15 protein-coding genes are annotated in these 14,376 nt (G+C 61.6%); 8 read left to right on the forward strand and 7 right to left on the reverse strand.

Features of this window, described 5'->3' with window-relative positions; all coding sequences use genetic code 11:
- Window positions 1-156: 156 nt before the first annotated feature.
- Together glnL and ntrC are read left to right on the forward strand one after the other, a co-directional pair.
- Entirely contained in the window at window positions 157-1,242 is a 1,086-nt protein-coding gene (gene glnL, locus QRN46_RS22530; RefSeq protein ID WP_007952516.1) for a nitrogen regulation protein NR(II), read from the forward strand.
- Window positions 1,239-2,675: a nitrogen regulation protein NR(I) gene (ntrC, locus tag QRN46_RS22535; protein ID WP_011332028.1), complete on the forward strand. Its 1,437-nt coding sequence runs from the start codon at window positions 1,239-1,241 to the stop codon at window positions 2,673-2,675. Before glnL ends, ntrC begins: the two co-directional genes overlap by 4 nt.
- A gap of 410 nt (window positions 2,676-3,085) precedes the next feature.
- Here the strand turns inward: ntrC and QRN46_RS22540 are convergent, their stop codons facing one another.
- Window positions 3,086-3,526 carry a hypothetical protein gene (locus tag QRN46_RS22540; protein WP_285357299.1) on the reverse strand — a complete coding sequence of 147 codons (441 nt, stop codon included), beginning with the start codon at window positions 3,524-3,526 and terminating at the stop codon, window positions 3,086-3,088.
- Between QRN46_RS22540 and QRN46_RS22545 the strand changes: the two genes are divergently transcribed.
- Window positions 3,525-3,980, forward strand: a complete 456-nt coding sequence (locus QRN46_RS22545; protein WP_007952520.1) for a tRNA (cytidine(34)-2'-O)-methyltransferase — start codon at window positions 3,525-3,527, stop codon at window positions 3,978-3,980. The genes QRN46_RS22540 and QRN46_RS22545 overlap by 2 nt on opposite strands.
- Window positions 3,981-4,045: 65 nt before the next feature.
- On the opposite strand, the gene secB is transcribed toward QRN46_RS22545, so the two are convergent.
- Genes secB through QRN46_RS22560 form a run of 3 tightly spaced genes read right to left on the reverse strand, consistent with a single transcriptional unit; the run spans window position 4,046 to window position 5,258 of the window.
- Entirely contained in the window at window positions 4,046-4,531 is a 486-nt protein-coding gene (gene secB, locus QRN46_RS22550) for a protein-export chaperone SecB (RefSeq protein ID WP_007909233.1), read from the reverse strand.
- Between the two features lie 57 nt (window positions 4,532-4,588).
- Window positions 4,589-4,843: a glutaredoxin 3 gene (gene grxC, locus QRN46_RS22555; protein ID WP_007952522.1), complete on the reverse strand. Its 255-nt coding sequence runs from the start codon at window positions 4,841-4,843 to the stop codon at window positions 4,589-4,591.
- Between the two features lies 1 nt (window position 4,844).
- Complete coding sequence (locus QRN46_RS22560) at window positions 4,845-5,258, reverse strand: rhodanese-like domain-containing protein (protein ID WP_007952524.1); 414 nt, start codon at window positions 5,256-5,258, stop codon at window positions 4,845-4,847.
- Window positions 5,259-5,410: 152 nt separating this feature from the next.
- Between QRN46_RS22560 and gpmI the strand changes: the two genes are divergently transcribed.
- The 5 genes from gpmI to QRN46_RS22585 all read left to right on the forward strand — a co-directional run bounded on the left by gpmI (window position 5,411) and on the right by QRN46_RS22585 (window position 12,015).
- On the forward strand, window positions 5,411-6,937 hold the full coding sequence (gene gpmI / locus QRN46_RS22565; protein ID WP_285357310.1) for a 2,3-bisphosphoglycerate-independent phosphoglycerate mutase: 1,527 nt from the start codon (window positions 5,411-5,413) through the stop codon (window positions 6,935-6,937).
- A gap of 136 nt (window positions 6,938-7,073) precedes the next feature.
- Window positions 7,074-8,378, forward strand: a complete 1,305-nt coding sequence (locus QRN46_RS22570) for a murein hydrolase activator EnvC family protein (protein WP_011332025.1) — start codon at window positions 7,074-7,076, stop codon at window positions 8,376-8,378.
- A 31-nt stretch (window positions 8,379-8,409) separates the two neighbouring features.
- Complete coding sequence (locus QRN46_RS22575; RefSeq protein WP_011332024.1) at window positions 8,410-9,729, forward strand: S41 family peptidase; 1,320 nt, start codon at window positions 8,410-8,412, stop codon at window positions 9,727-9,729.
- Window positions 9,730-9,731: 2 nt separating this feature from the next.
- Window positions 9,732-10,508, forward strand: coding sequence for a divergent polysaccharide deacetylase family protein (locus QRN46_RS22580; RefSeq protein WP_201817889.1), 777 nt, complete (start codon window positions 9,732-9,734; stop codon window positions 10,506-10,508).
- A 118-nt stretch (window positions 10,509-10,626) separates the two neighbouring features.
- Window positions 10,627-12,015, forward strand: a complete 1,389-nt coding sequence (locus tag QRN46_RS22585) for a Vps62-related protein (RefSeq protein ID WP_201817892.1) — start codon at window positions 10,627-10,629, stop codon at window positions 12,013-12,015.
- Here the strand turns inward: QRN46_RS22585 and QRN46_RS22590 are convergent.
- The 3 genes from QRN46_RS22590 to hisA form a co-directional block, all read right to left on the reverse strand.
- Window positions 11,996-12,751 (reverse strand): substrate-binding periplasmic protein, encoded by a 756-nt coding sequence (locus QRN46_RS22590; protein ID WP_011332021.1) that lies wholly within the window; start codon window positions 12,749-12,751, stop codon window positions 11,996-11,998. The genes QRN46_RS22585 and QRN46_RS22590 overlap by 20 nt on opposite strands.
- Window positions 12,752-12,827: 76 nt before the next feature.
- Window positions 12,828-13,598, reverse strand: a complete 771-nt coding sequence (gene hisF, locus QRN46_RS22595) for an imidazole glycerol phosphate synthase subunit HisF (protein ID WP_011332020.1) — start codon at window positions 13,596-13,598, stop codon at window positions 12,828-12,830.
- Between the two features lie 9 nt (window positions 13,599-13,607).
- Window positions 13,608-14,345, reverse strand: a complete 738-nt coding sequence (gene hisA, locus QRN46_RS22600) for a 1-(5-phosphoribosyl)-5-[(5-phosphoribosylamino)methylideneamino]imidazole-4-carboxamide isomerase (RefSeq protein ID WP_011332019.1) — start codon at window positions 14,343-14,345, stop codon at window positions 13,608-13,610.
- Window positions 14,346-14,376: the final 31 nt, after the last annotated feature.

The raw sequence follows: 14,376 nt of genomic DNA on the forward strand, positions 1-14,376 counted from the left end.
AAGTACCCGCCAGAGCGGTTTGACTGCCACGCAAACGAGCGTCAAACGCCCGTTTCAGGGGTTGAACGCTTCTTTTCGGAGCCTTGGTTTGGTTTTTGCATTTTCCTCGCATCAGCGCTGTATCCCTGCGCGCGCCATGCTCCAAAAGAGGTCCTCATGACCATCAGTGACGCACTGCATCGCTTGCTACTCGACAACCTGACCACCGCCACCATCCTGCTCGACAGCGAATTGCGCCTCGAGTACATGAACCCGGCGGCGGAGATGCTGCTGGCCATCAGCGGTCAGCGCAGCCATGGGCAGTTCATCAGCGAGCTGTTCACCGAGTCCACCGAGGCGCTCAACTCGCTGCGCCAGGCGGTGGAGCAGGCGCACCCGTTCACCAAGCGCGAAGCGATGCTCACCGCCCTCACCGGCCAGACCCTGACCGTGGATTACGCGGTGACGCCGATCCTCAGCAACGGCGCGACCCTGCTCCTGCTGGAAGTCCATCCCCGTGACCGCCTGCTGCGGATCACCAAGGAAGAGGCGCAACTGTCGAAACAGGAAACCAGCAAGATGCTGGTGCGCGGCCTGGCCCACGAGATCAAGAATCCGCTGGGCGGCATCCGTGGTGCCGCGCAGTTGCTGGCCCGGGAACTGCCGGAAGACAGCCTGCGCGACTACACCAACGTGATCATCGAAGAGGCCGACCGCCTGCGCAATCTGGTCGACCGCATGCTCGGCTCGAACAAATTGCCGTCGCTGGCCCTGTGCAACGTACACGAAGTGCTGGAGCGGGTCTGCCAACTGGTCGAGGCCGAAAGCCAGGGCTGCATCACGCTGGTGCGCGATTACGACCCGAGCATTCCAGACGTCCTGATCGACCGGGAACAAATGATTCAGGCGGTGCTGAACATCGTGCGCAACGCGATGCAGGCCATCAGCAGCCAGAACGAACTGCGCCTGGGCCGCATCAGCCTGCGCACCCGCGCCATGCGCCAGTTCACCATCGGCCACGTCCGCCATCGCCTGGTGACCAAGATCGAGATCATCGACAACGGCCCGGGCATTCCTGCGGAACTCCAGGAAACCATCTTCTTTCCCATGGTCAGCGGCCGTCCGGACGGTACCGGGCTGGGCCTGGCCATCACCCAGAACATCATCAGCCAGCACCAGGGCCTGATCGAGTGTGACAGCCATCCAGGCCACACCACGTTCTCGATCTTTCTGCCACTGGAACAAGGAGCCACATCGACATGAGCCGTAGTGAAACCGTGTGGATCGTCGATGACGACCGTTCTATCCGTTGGGTTCTGGAAAAAGCCCTGCAACAGGAAGGCATGACCACCCAGAGCTTCGACAGTGCCGATGGCGTGATGAGCCGCCTCGCGCGCCAGCAGCCGGACGTGATCATCTCCGACATCCGCATGCCCGGCGCCAGTGGCCTGGACCTGCTGGCACGGATCCGCGAGCAGCACCCGCGGCTGCCGGTGATCATCATGACCGCTCATTCCGATCTGGACAGCGCTGTCGCCTCCTATCAGGGTGGCGCGTTCGAATACCTGCCCAAGCCGTTCGACGTCGACGAAGCCGTGTCGCTGGTCAAGCGCGCCAATCAGCACGCCCAGGAACAGCAAGGTCTGGAAGTCGCGCCAGCGCTGACCCGCACCCCGGAAATCATCGGCGAAGCGCCGGCGATGCAGGAAGTGTTTCGCGCCATCGGGCGCCTGAGCCACTCCAACATCACCGTGCTGATCAACGGCGAATCCGGCACCGGTAAAGAACTGGTGGCCCACGCCCTGCACCGCCACAGCCCGCGCGCGGCCTCGCCGTTCATCGCGCTGAACATGGCGGCGATTCCGAAAGACCTGATGGAATCCGAGCTGTTCGGCCATGAAAAAGGCGCGTTCACCGGTGCGGCCAACCTGCGTCGTGGCCGTTTCGAACAGGCCGACGGCGGCACGCTGTTCCTCGATGAAATCGGCGACATGCCGGCGGACACCCAGACTCGCCTGCTGCGGGTGCTGGCCGATGGCGAGTTCTATCGCGTTGGCGGGCACGTGCCGGTCAAAGTCGATGTGCGGATCATCGCCGCAACGCACCAGAATCTGGAAACCCTGGTTCACGCCGGGAAATTCCGTGAGGACTTGTTCCACCGCCTCAACGTGATCCGCATCCACATCCCTCGCCTGTCGGACCGTCGCGAAGACATCCCGACCCTGGCCAAGCACTTCCTCAGCCGCGCCGCGCAAGAGCTGGCGGTGGAGCCGAAGCTGCTGAAAAGCGAGACCGAGGAATACCTGAAGAACCTGCCGTGGCCAGGCAACGTGCGGCAGCTGGAAAACACCTGCCGCTGGATCACCGTAATGGCCTCCGGGCGCGAAGTGCACATCAGCGACCTGCCGCCGGAACTGCTGAGCCTGCCGCAGGACTCGGCGCCGGTCACCAACTGGGAACAGGCGCTGCGACAGTGGGCCGATCAGGCCCTGGCGCGCGGTCAGTCGAGCCTGCTCGACAGCGCGGTGCCGGCGTTCGAGCGAATCATGATCGAGACAGCACTGAAGCACACCGCCGGACGTCGTCGCGACGCGGCCGTGCTGCTGGGCTGGGGCCGGAACACCTTGACCCGCAAGATCAAGGAACTCGGCATGAAGGTCGATGGCGGGGATGACGATGAGGGCGATGAAGGCTGAGATTCAGCGCCAGCCTGCACCGCCGCAAGGCACCGTGACCCTTAATCGGGCACGGCAACTGACTCAGTCTCGCACTGTAAACCGCTGAAAATCCCGTCCTGTGAAAAGCCGAAGGCCCCGTATTACGGGGCCTTCGTCGTTGTGCCGAGCTTTTTTGTTTCAAAACGAGAAAAACTGGCACGCCCCCTGCAATAACTCCTTCAGGTGATTCGATTCACCCACCCTTTCGGGGGCCTTGGTACAGGCAGGCCGGGGATTCCCCTCTTTACACCGGACTCAGCGAGTCCACCCTTTTGGGGCCCTTGATACAGGCAGGTCAGGGGTTCCTTCTTTACACCGGCTCAGAACGCGATGCGATGAGCCCGCCCGTTTCGGGAACCTTGGTACAGGCAGGCCGGGGATTCCCTCTTTTATTGCTCCCGGAGATGGATCTCCAGCCGCCAGCGGTCATCGACCGCCTGGCCGGCCCAGTCGCCCTGCAGCGACCGCGCCGCCACCAGCGTCAGCAACAATCCCCCGTCACTCAAACGCGTCCGCCAGTTCACGTCCTTGCCGTTGAGCTTGAGCTGGCCTTTCTGGGGCTTGCCTTCAGCCCCGAACAACAGCGCAACGCTGCCATCGACGATCTCGCCGTGCAGCTTCGGCTCGTTGTTGAACCAGACCGCCAGACCATCATCAATCACCTCGACCTGCTGCAAGACGGTCGGGTCAGGCGTGGTCAAACGACCGATCATCATTCCGACCATCACACCGACGATCGCCAGCGATGCCATCACCCGCGGGAATAGTTTCGAACGCGGATCCGCTTGCGGCGTAGAATGCGCGTCATCTTTACCTTCGGAGCCGTGCATGTTTCACGTCATCCTTTTTCAACCGGAAATTCCGCCGAACACCGGCAACGTTATCAGGCTGTGCGCCAACAGCGGCTGCCACCTGCATTTGATCGAACCGCTGGGCTTCGAGATGGACGACAAGCGCCTGCGCCGCGCCGGTCTCGACTACCACGAGTATGCCACTCTGCAGCGCCACGCCGACCTCGCCAGCTGCCTGGAAAGCCTCGGTCATCCACGGCTGTTCGCCTTCACCACCAAGGGTTCGCGGCCGTTTCACGATGCCGCGTTCGTCCCCGGCGATGCGTTCATCTTCGGCCCGGAAAGCCGTGGCCTGCCGCCGGAAGTGCTCGATGCCCTGCCCGGCGAACAGCGCCTGCGCCTGCCGATGCGCGAAGGCTGCCGCAGCCTGAACCTGTCCAACACTGTGGCGGTGGCCGTGTACGAAGCGTGGCGGCAGAACGACTTCAAGTAACGCCATTCGATCGCCCAAGAAAAAAGCGCCGGTAACGGCGCTTTTTTCGTTGTTGCATCGACCGCTTACTGAACGGTTGGGGTCTCGCCGGATTCCTGCATGCGCTGCAGCTCTTGCGCGTACAGGGCGTCGAAGTTCACCGGGGCCAGCATCAGGGCCGGGAACGAACCGCGGGTCACCAGGCTGTCCAGGGTTTCGCGAGCGTACGGGAACAGGATGTTCGGGCAGAACGCACCCAGGGTGTGGCTCATGGAAGCCGCGTCCAGGTTCTTGATCAGGAAGATACCGGCCTGTTGCACTTCAGCGATGAAGGCCACTTCTTCACCGTTTTTCACGGTGACGGACAGGGTCAGCACGACTTCGTAGAAATCACCTTCCAGGGCTTTCTGGCGGGTGTTCAGATCCAGAGCGACCGCCGGATCCCACTGCTGGCGGAAGATTGCCGGGCTTTTCGGGGCTTCGAAGGACAGGTCGCGTACGTAGATGCGCTGCAAGGAGAATTGCGGTGCGGTTTCTTCTTCGCTGGCTGCAGTGTTCTGTTGGTCAGTCATCTCAGATCCTTTCTGATCTTGGGTCTTTTAGGGTTCTTGGTTTGCAGGTGCAGCAGTTCAGGCCTTGAGCAGCGCGTCGAGCTTGCCGGCGCGCTCCAGGGCATACAAATCATCACATCCGCCGACGTGGGTGTCGCCGATCCAGATCTGCGGCACGGACGTGCGTCCGGCCTTCTGGGCCATGGCGGCGCGCACCTGCGGCTTGCCATCGACCTTGATCTCTTCGAAGGCCACGCCTTTGTTCGCGAGCAGGTACTTGGCGCGCGAGCAGTAAGGGCAGTAATCGCTGGAGTAGACGATGACGTCGCTCATGTCACTTCACCAACGGCAGGTTGTCGCCTTTCCAGCTGGAAATCCCGCCGGACAGCTTGGCGGCGGTGAAGCCGGCCTTCATCAGCTCGCGGGCGTGGGTGCCGGCGGTCTGGCCCAGGGCGTCGACCAGAATGATGGTCTTGGCCTTGTGTTTTTCCAGCTCGCCGATGCGGGCGGCCAGTTTGTCCTGGGGAATGTTCACCGCGCCAACGATGTGACCGGCGGCGTAGTCCTTGCTCGGACGGATGTCCACCACCACGCCGGCTTCCTTGTTGACCAGCGCGGTCAGCTCGCCCGTGCTCAGGCTTTTACCGCCGCCCTGCACCGTATGCGCCAGCAGCAAAGCCAGCAGTACGACGAAGATACCGACAAGAATGTAGTGGTTAGTGGCAAATTCAATCAGGTGAGCAACCATCGAAGGAGGTTCCAGGGCGTTAAAATGTCGGCCAGTATACACAGCCACTATGGTCGGCCAAACCCCGTCCGGCGGTGACGCCGCCGGAACTTCGCTTTAAACTCCAACTCCCTTTTCCATCGCCCTCTTCTTATTAGCCACGAGTGGATTCCATGACTACCACGCCTAAACCTTTGGTCCTGATGATTCTCGACGGCTTCGGTCACAGCGACAGCCCCGAGTCCAACGCCGTCTATGCGGCCAAGAAGCCTGTGCTGGATCGCCTGTGGGCCACCGTACCGAACGGCTTGATCTCGGGCAGCGGCATGGACGTCGGTCTGCCGGACGGCCAGATGGGCAACTCCGAAGTCGGCCACATGAACCTCGGCGCCGGGCGCGTGGTGTATCAGGACTTCACCCGCGTGACCAAAGCGATCCGCGACGGCGAGTTCTTCGAGAACCCGACCATCTGCGCCGCCGTGGACAAGGCTGTGGCCGCCGGCAAGGCCGTGCATTTCATGGGCCTGCTGTCGGACGGCGGGGTTCACAGCCACCAGGATCACTTGATCGCCATGGCCGAACTGGCCTTCAAGCGCGGCGCCGAAAAAATCTACCTGCACGCCTTCCTCGACGGCCGTGACACGCCGCCGAAAAGCGCTGCCTCGTCGATCGAACTGCTCGACGCGACCTTCCAGGCCCTCGGCAAGGGCCGCATCGCCAGCCTGATCGGCCGCTACTACGCCATGGACCGCGACAACCGTTGGGATCGCGTGGCTCAGGCCTATAACCTGATCGTCGACGGCAAGGGCGAATTCAACGCCGCCACCGCCCAGGAAGGTCTGGAAGCCGCTTACGCCCGTGGCGAGAGCGACGAATTCGTCAAGGCCACCAGCATCGGTGAGCCGGTGACAGTCGAAGACGGCGACGCCGTGGTGTTCATGAACTTCCGCGCCGACCGCGCCCGCGAGCTGAGCCGTGTGTTTGTCGAAGACGGTTTCAAGGAGTTCGAACGCGCACGCCAGCCAAACGTGCAGTACGTGGGCCTGACTCAATATGCCGCCAGCATTCCGGCTCCCGCAGCCTTTGCCCCGGGCAGCCTGGAAAACGTGCTCGGCGACTACCTGGCGAAAAACGGCAAGACCCAGCTGCGCATCGCCGAAACCGAGAAATACGCCCACGTGACCTTCTTCTTCTCCGGTGGCCGCGAAGAACCGTTCCCGGGCGAAGAGCGCATCCTGATCCCGTCGCCGAAAGTCGCCACCTATGACTTGCAGCCGGAAATGAGCGCGCCGGAAGTCACCGACCGCATCGTCGAGGCCATCGAGAACCAGCGTTACGACGTGATCGTGGTCAACTACGCCAACGGCGACATGGTCGGCCATAGCGGCGTGTTCGAAGCCGCGGTGAAAGCCGTGGAATGCCTGGACACCTGCGTAGGCCGCATCGTCGAGGCTCTGGAAAAAGTCGGCGGTGAAGCGCTGATCACCGCCGACCACGGTAACGTCGAGCAGATGGCTGACGAATCCACCGGGCAAGCGCACACCGCACACACCACCGAGCCGGTACCGTTCATTTATGTCGGCAAGCGCGATCTGAAAGTCCGCGAAGGCGGCGTGCTGGCGGACGTGGCGCCGACCATGCTGAAACTGCTGGGTCTGGAAAAACCGGCGGAAATGACTGGCACTTCGATTCTGGTCTGATATCAAAAACGCCCTGTAATCAGCCTGAAACGGCTTTTTATGACGAACGCCTCAAAGCAGTTGGCTTTGAGGCGTTTTTTTTGCTGCGTCGGGCGGGCATACTAGACCGTCCCTTACCCTGGTGCCGCCCGCCTCTATGCTTCGCGTCCTGATCGCCCTCGCTCTGACATGCCTGCTTCAACCGGCCTTCGCGGATGAGCGCGCGCAAACCCAACAGCAACTGGACGCCACGCGCCAGGACATCGCCGAGCTGAAAAAACTGCTGGGCAAGCTCCAGGAAGAAAAATCCGGCGTGCAAAAGGAGCTCAAGGGCACCGAAACCGAGATGGGCAAGCTCGAGAAACAGGTCGAAGCCCTGCAGAAAGAGCTGAAGAAGAGCGAATCCGAGCTGCAGCGGCTCGATGCGGAGAAAAAAAAACTCCAGAGCGCGCGCACTGAACAGCAGCGACTGATCGCCATCCAGGCCCGCGCCGCCTACCAGAACGGTCGCCAGGAATACCTCAAGCTGCTGCTCAACCAGCAGAATCCCGAGAAATTCGCCCGCACCCTCACCTATTACGACTACCTGAGCCAGGCTCGCCTGGAACAGCTGAAAAGCTTCAACGAAACCCTGCGCCAACTGGCCAATGTCGAAAAGGACATCGGCTTGCAGCAGGCGCAATTGCTGGTGCAGCAAAGCGATCTCGACACTCAGCGCGAAGCGCTCGACAAGGTCCGCAAGGAGCGCCAGCAGGCCCTTGCCAAACTCAATGACGACGTGAAAGCCCGGGACCAGAAACTGGCCGCCCGCGAGCAGGACCAGGCAGACCTGTCTAAAGTCCTTAAAACCATTGAAGAAACCCTGGCCCGCCAGGCCCGTGAGGCAGAAGAAGCGCGACAGAAAGCGCTCATCGCCCAGCAGGAAGCCGAAAAAAAGCGTTTGCGTGAGGCCCAGGCCCGTGCCGATGCGGACTCGGATACCAGCGACGCCCCGCGAAAACAAGCCAGACCCACACCTGGCGCGCTGGTTTCCAGCAGCGGCGAGACGTTCGGCGGCCCTTTTGCTGCCACCCGGGGAAAACTTCCATGGCCGGTTGATGGTCGACTGCTGGCACGCTTCGGCGAAACCCGTGGCGACGATGCCCGTACAAAGTGGGACGGCGTGATGATCAGCGCCTCCGCCGGCAGCCAGGTGCACGCCGTACATGGCGGGCGCGTGGTGTTTGCCGACTGGTTGCGCGGTGCCGGGCTATTGGTGATCCTCGATCACGGCAACGGTTTTCTGAGTCTTTACGGTCACAACCAGACGCTGCTCAAGTCGGCGGGTGACGTGGTAAAAGCCGGTGAGTCCATCTCCACTGTGGGTAACAGTGGCGGCCAGGACACACCAGCGCTGTATTTCGCAATTCGTCAGCAGGGTCACCCGAGTGATCCGGCGCAATGGTGCCGTGCGCAAGGATAAGCACGCCATCTAATTCAGGAGTTCGTTCGACATGCTGCATTTGTCCCGCCTTACCTCGCTGGCCCTGACGATCGCCCTGGTGATCGGCGCGCCTCTGGCGTTTGCCGCTCAACCGGCTCCGGCCGTCGCTCCGGCAGGTACTGCCGCGACTTCCAAGGCGCCGTTGCCGCTGGAAGAGCTGCGCACCTTTGCCGAGGTCATGGACCGGATCAAGGCCGCCTATGTCGAGCCGGTGGACGACAAGACCCTGCTGGAAAACGCGATCAAGGGCATGCTCAGCAACCTCGATCCGCACTCCGCCTACCTGGGCCCTGAAGACTTTGCCGAGTTGCAGGAAAGCACCAGCGGTGAATTCGGTGGCCTGGGCATCGAAGTCGGCGCCGAGGACGGCTTCATCAAGGTCGTGTCGCCGATCGATGACACTCCGGCGTCGAAGGCCGGCATCCAGGCCGGCGACTTCATCGTCAAGATCAACGGCGCGCCGACCCGCGGCCAGACCATGACCGAAGCCGTGGACAAGATGCGCGGCAAGATCGGCCAGAAGATCACCCTGACCCTGGTGCGCGACGGCGGCACGCCGTTCGATGTAACCCTGGCTCGCGCCGTGATCCAGGTGAAGAGCGTCAAGGCGCAACTGCTGGAGTCGGGCTACGGCCTGATCCGCATCACTCAGTTCCAGGTCAAGACCGGCGAAGAGGTCTCCAAGGCCCTGGCCAAGCTGCGCAAGGACAACGGCAAGAAGCTCAACGGCATCATCCTCGACCTGCGCAACAACCCGGGTGGCGTACTGCAGGCGGCGGTGGAAGTGGTCGACCACTTCATCACCAAAGGCCTGATCGTCTACACCAAGGGCCGGATCGCCAACTCCGAACTGCGCTTCTCCGCCACCGGCAAGGACGAAAGCGAAGCCGTGCCGATGGTCGTGCTGATCAACGGTGGCAGTGCCTCGGCCTCGGAAATCGTCGCCGGCGCCCTGCAGGATCAGAAACGCGCCGTGGTCATGGGCACCACCAGTTTCGGCAAGGGCTCGGTACAGACCGTGCTGCCGCTGAACAACGACCGCGCGCTGAAGATCACCACGGCGCTGTACTTCACGCCGAACGGCCGCTCGATCCAGGCCCAGGGCATCGTCCCGGACATCGAAGTGCGCCGCGCCAAGATCACCAACGAGGCGGACAGCGACTACTTCAAGGAAGCCGATCTGCAAGGTCACCTGGGCAACGGCAACGGCGGCGCGGACAAACCGACCGGCTCTGGCGGCAAAGCCAAGGCGATGCCGCAGGATGACGATTACCAGTTGGCCCAGGCCCTGAGCCTGCTCAAAGGCCTGAGCATCACGTCCGGCCGTTGAGGATGTCCTTGCGTTTGGTCTTTGTCCTGCTGTGCTGTCTGGCGGGTGCTGCTCATGCAGAACCTGCCAGACCCACACCTCAAAAAGCCTACCTGACACTGATCATCGACGACCTGGGGCAGAACCTGCCCCGGGATCGCCGGGTGCTGGCCCTGCCCGGGCCGGTCACGACCGCGATCATGCCCGACACCCCGCACGCCACCGAGTTTGCCCGCGAGGCCCATCGCGCCGGCAAGGTCGTGATCCTGCACATGCCGATGGACCCGGCCACTGGCCCGTTCGCCTGGCATCCCGAACTGCCCATCGAAGAACTCGAAAAACGGCTGAGTGCCGCGTTCAAAATGGTCCCCTACACCGCCGGCATCAACAACCACATGGGCAGTCGCATGACTGCGCAGCCGGTGGCCATGGCCTGGTTGATGGGCGAGTTGCAGCGCCGCCACAAGTTCTTCGTCGACAGCCGGACCAGCGCCCAGACTGTCGCCGCGCAGCAGGCACAGAAGATCGATCTGGCGAGCGTTTCACGGGATGTGTTTCTCGATGACGTGCGCACCGAAGCGGCGATCCTGATTCAATTGCAGACGGCAATCAGCCTGGCGCACAAACAGGGTTCAGCCGTGATGATCGGGCACCCTTATCCACAGACACTCGCGGTGCTGGAACGGGAGCTGCCAAAGTTGAAAGCCCAAGGCATCGAGTGGATCGACATCAAGCAGATGATCAGTGTGCGCAGCAATCGCGCCACGGCCGCACACGGCAAAAACGGTGTCTACCGATAAATGCCCTGATACAACCGCTACACATAGTTATTGCCTGACGACTCGCCCGCGTCTGGATAGTCACCCCTGTAATGGTTAGCGACTCTTGTGGGTCGCCTTGCAAACTTCAGGACTGACTATGACAGGCATCGACAGCAACACATTATCTGCGCAGCGAATGGAACCGATCCGGTTCGGCAATCTGCTGATCAATTTCACCAGCGAATTCCACCGGATCTGGGACAGCCGCGGCTCCGGTTCCGCGGTTGGCAGTTTTTGGCGCCCGGCTCCCGCCCCCGATCTGCTACCGGGGTATTTCCCGTTGGGGGATGTGGCCGTGACCGGATACGAAAACGTCAATGGAAACAGAATCGTGGCCGTCGTCCGTGAAGGCGAGCCGCAAGGCGATGCCCCCTCCCGGAGCAACGCACTCAGCCCGCCCACGGACTACGAAAGAGTCTGGAAGGACGCCAACTCCGGAGCCGCCGCCGACTGCACGGTATGGCGCCCGATCCCTCCTCCCGGTTATGTGGCCATGGGGCTTGTCTGCTCCAACGGTCGCGACAAGCCATTACTCAATGCGATCCGCTGTGTCCGGGAAGATCTGGTCATGCCCGCAACCGTTGGCGATTTGATCTGGGATGACAAAGGCAGTGGCGCCAGGCAGAACTTCAGCGCCTGGGACATTGAACCTGCGCAGGCTGCTGCGGGTGAAATCCACTTTGCAGCGGGCACGTTCTTCGGAGTCCAGAGCCACTCCAAACCTGTGAATGCCATCGTCCATGCGTTGCGAATGCAGCTTCCCCGACAGTCAATACCTGCACCCGAGGCGCCTGAACTGTCGGGGTATGGGGCCCCTCCGGAACTGGCACCGGCCAAGGTCACACAGACCGTGCGAATTCCATGGTTCGCGGTAAACGATCAACTGTCTGCGGGCGAGCAGTTGTCCACTTCCCCGTTCTACCGTCTGGAACGCTCGGATCAATATGTCCTGGTGGGGCACGGCCACAACACCAGTGATCTGCCGCGGCCTTTCAAATGGAAAGCGGTTCGCGTCCAGAACTCGCAGATGCAGCAGATTTTCAGCCGCCTCACCGCTATCGAGTTCTCGACAGCGTGGTCAGCGCTGCCTTCGAGCGCCCCACCTGCCATCCGCTTCTCGGCACATCTGTACAAAGACTTTACCTACTGCGAGACATCAGCCAGCGGCTGGGATGAATCGCGCCCACTGGACATCGTCGCCATGGCTGCCAAACACAAGGCCGTGGCGGTCTATCAAATACAAAGTATCTATACGTTGAGGCGCGCAGACGGCACTCATGTAGCAGTGAGCGTGGGTTACACCGATGATGAAAGCCTTTACCTGACCGAGTATCCGCCAGACAGCGACAGCACGCTGACCTTCACTCCGCAACTGGCGACAGAGCCGCCATCAAGCGAAGGCCATTCAGACAGTGACCGCGACAATATCGGTTTCGCCCCTCAGCCGACGACAGAGGAAGAAGTCGCTACAAATACCGTCCCATGATCTCATCGACCACACCGTCCTTGCGCATCTGATCCAGCTCGGCCTGCAACCGGGCAACCGTTGCATCGGGCACGTCTTTGTTCAGTGCCAGATACAGTTCGGCACTGTTGAAGCGCAGTACGGTTTTCAACCCGGTCACGCCATCCTGCCGTGCCAGATAACGGCCGGCAGGATCGCCGGTGGCCCACAGATCGATCTGACCGCTGACGAGTTTCCTGGCGTTGTCCTGATCACGCAGCACCACCACCGGCTTCAGCCCCTGTTTGGTCAAAGTCTCGGCAATCGCATCACCCTTGTAGGCGCCGATCTTGTACTTGCGCGCATCATTGAGGGTTTCGAGGGTGATCTTGCTGTCGGCCTTGGCCAACATGACCCAGTCGTCCGGGCCGATCGGGCCGACCCATTTGAAGAGCTTTTCGCGATCCGGCAGCCGCGCCATGACGAACGCACCGTAACCGGGATTTTCCAGCGCCAGCTTGTAGACCCGCTCCCAGGGGAAGCGCAGGGTCAGGCTGTAAGTGATGCCGGCACGCTTGAACATCTCGCGCACGATGTCCGTGGCGATGCCGTTGATGTTTTCATCCTGGGCGAAATTCTTGCCGTTCTTCGCCATGTTGTACGGCGGGAAGTTTTCGGTGAGGAGCACCAGATCGGTGTCGGGACTTTCCTCGGCGTGGCCGGTGTTGATCAACAACACGGAGGCACTGGCGAGGGCGAGAAGCAGGCGTTTGATCATGTCGGGCTACCGAAATCCATGGCGTGCCCAAGAGTGCCTTGGGTACGCCATGCTGTCCACTGGCCTGTATGGATGTTTAACGCATTACGATGCCGCGTTTAGACATGTAAGCCTTGGCTTCTTGAACCGTGTATTCGCCGAAGTGGAAAATACTCGCCGCCAGCACCGCGCTGGCGTGACCTTCAAGAATGCCGTCAGCCAGATGCTGCAGGTTGCCGACGCCGCCGGACGCGATCACCGGAATACCCAGCGCATCGCTGATGGCGCGGGTCACGCCGAGGTCGAAACCGTTTTTCATGCCGTCCTGATCCATACTGGTCAGGAGGATTTCACCGGCACCCAGGCCTTCCATTTTCTTCGCCCACTCGACCGCGTCGAGGCCGGTCGGCTTGCGGCCGCCATGGGTAAAGATCTCCCAGCGCGGGGTTTCGCCCGGGCCGGAGACCTTCTTCGCGTCGATGGCGACAACGATGCATTGCGAGCCGAAATGCTGCGCCGCTTCGCCGACGAATTCCGGGTTGAACACGGCAGCGGTGTTGATCGACACCTTGTCCGCACCGGCATTGAGCAGGTTGCGAATGTCCTGCACGGTCCGCACGCCACCGCCGACGGTCAGCGGGATGAACACCTGGCTGGCCATGCGCTCGACGGTGTGCAGCGTGGTGTCACGGCCATCGACGCTGGCGGTGATGTCGAGAAAAGTAATCTCGTCGGCACCCTGCTCGTCGTAGCGACGGGCGATTTCCACCGGATCGCCGGCGTCACGGATGTTCTCGAACTTCACACCTTTGACGACCCGGCCGTTGTCCACGTCCAGGCAAGGGATGATGCGTTTGGCCAGCGCCATGGTCAGTCCTCAGCCTTGGTACGAGTCGCAGAAAGCTTGCGCTTCGGCGACGTCGAGAGTGCCTTCGTAGATCGCCCGGCCGGTGATGGCGCCGATGATGCCTGGCACCTTGGCGTCGAGCAGCGACTTGATGTCACCGAGGTTGTGAATGCCGCCGGAAGCGATCACCGGGATCTTCGTGGCAGCCGCCAGCGCGGCGGTGAACGGAACGTTGCAGCCCTGCATCATGCCGTCTTTGGCGATGTCGGTATAAACGATCGAGGACACGCCGTCGGCTTCGAACTGCTTGGCCAGGTCGATAACTTGCACGGTGCTGATTTCAGCCCAGCCATCGGTGGCGACAAAACCGTCCTTGGCATCCAGACCGACGATGATCTTGCCCGGGAACGCGCGGCAGGCTTCAGCGACAAACGCCGGATCCTTCACCGCTTTGGTGCCGATGATCACGTAGCTCACGCCAGCCTTGACGTAGTGCTCGATGGTTTCCAGCGAACGAATGCCGCCGCCGATCTGGATCGGCAGGGTCGGGTAGCGCTTGGCGATCGCGGTCACCACTTCGCCGTTGACCGGCTGGCCTTCGAAAGCCCCGTTCAGGTCGACCAGATGCAGACGACGGCAACCGCCTTCCACCCACTTGGCAGCCATGCTCACCGGGTCATCGGAGAACACTGTGGAATCTTCCATGCGGCCCTGGCGCAGACGTACGCAGGCACCGTCTTTAAGATCGATAGCGGGAATAATCAGCATCTGGCAAACCTTCAAATTTGAATGTTCAGCT

This window comes from Pseudomonas sp. lyk4-R2A-10, from assembly GCF_030209075.1.
GTDB classification, from domain to species: domain Bacteria; phylum Pseudomonadota; class Gammaproteobacteria; order Pseudomonadales; family Pseudomonadaceae; genus Aquipseudomonas; species Aquipseudomonas glycinae.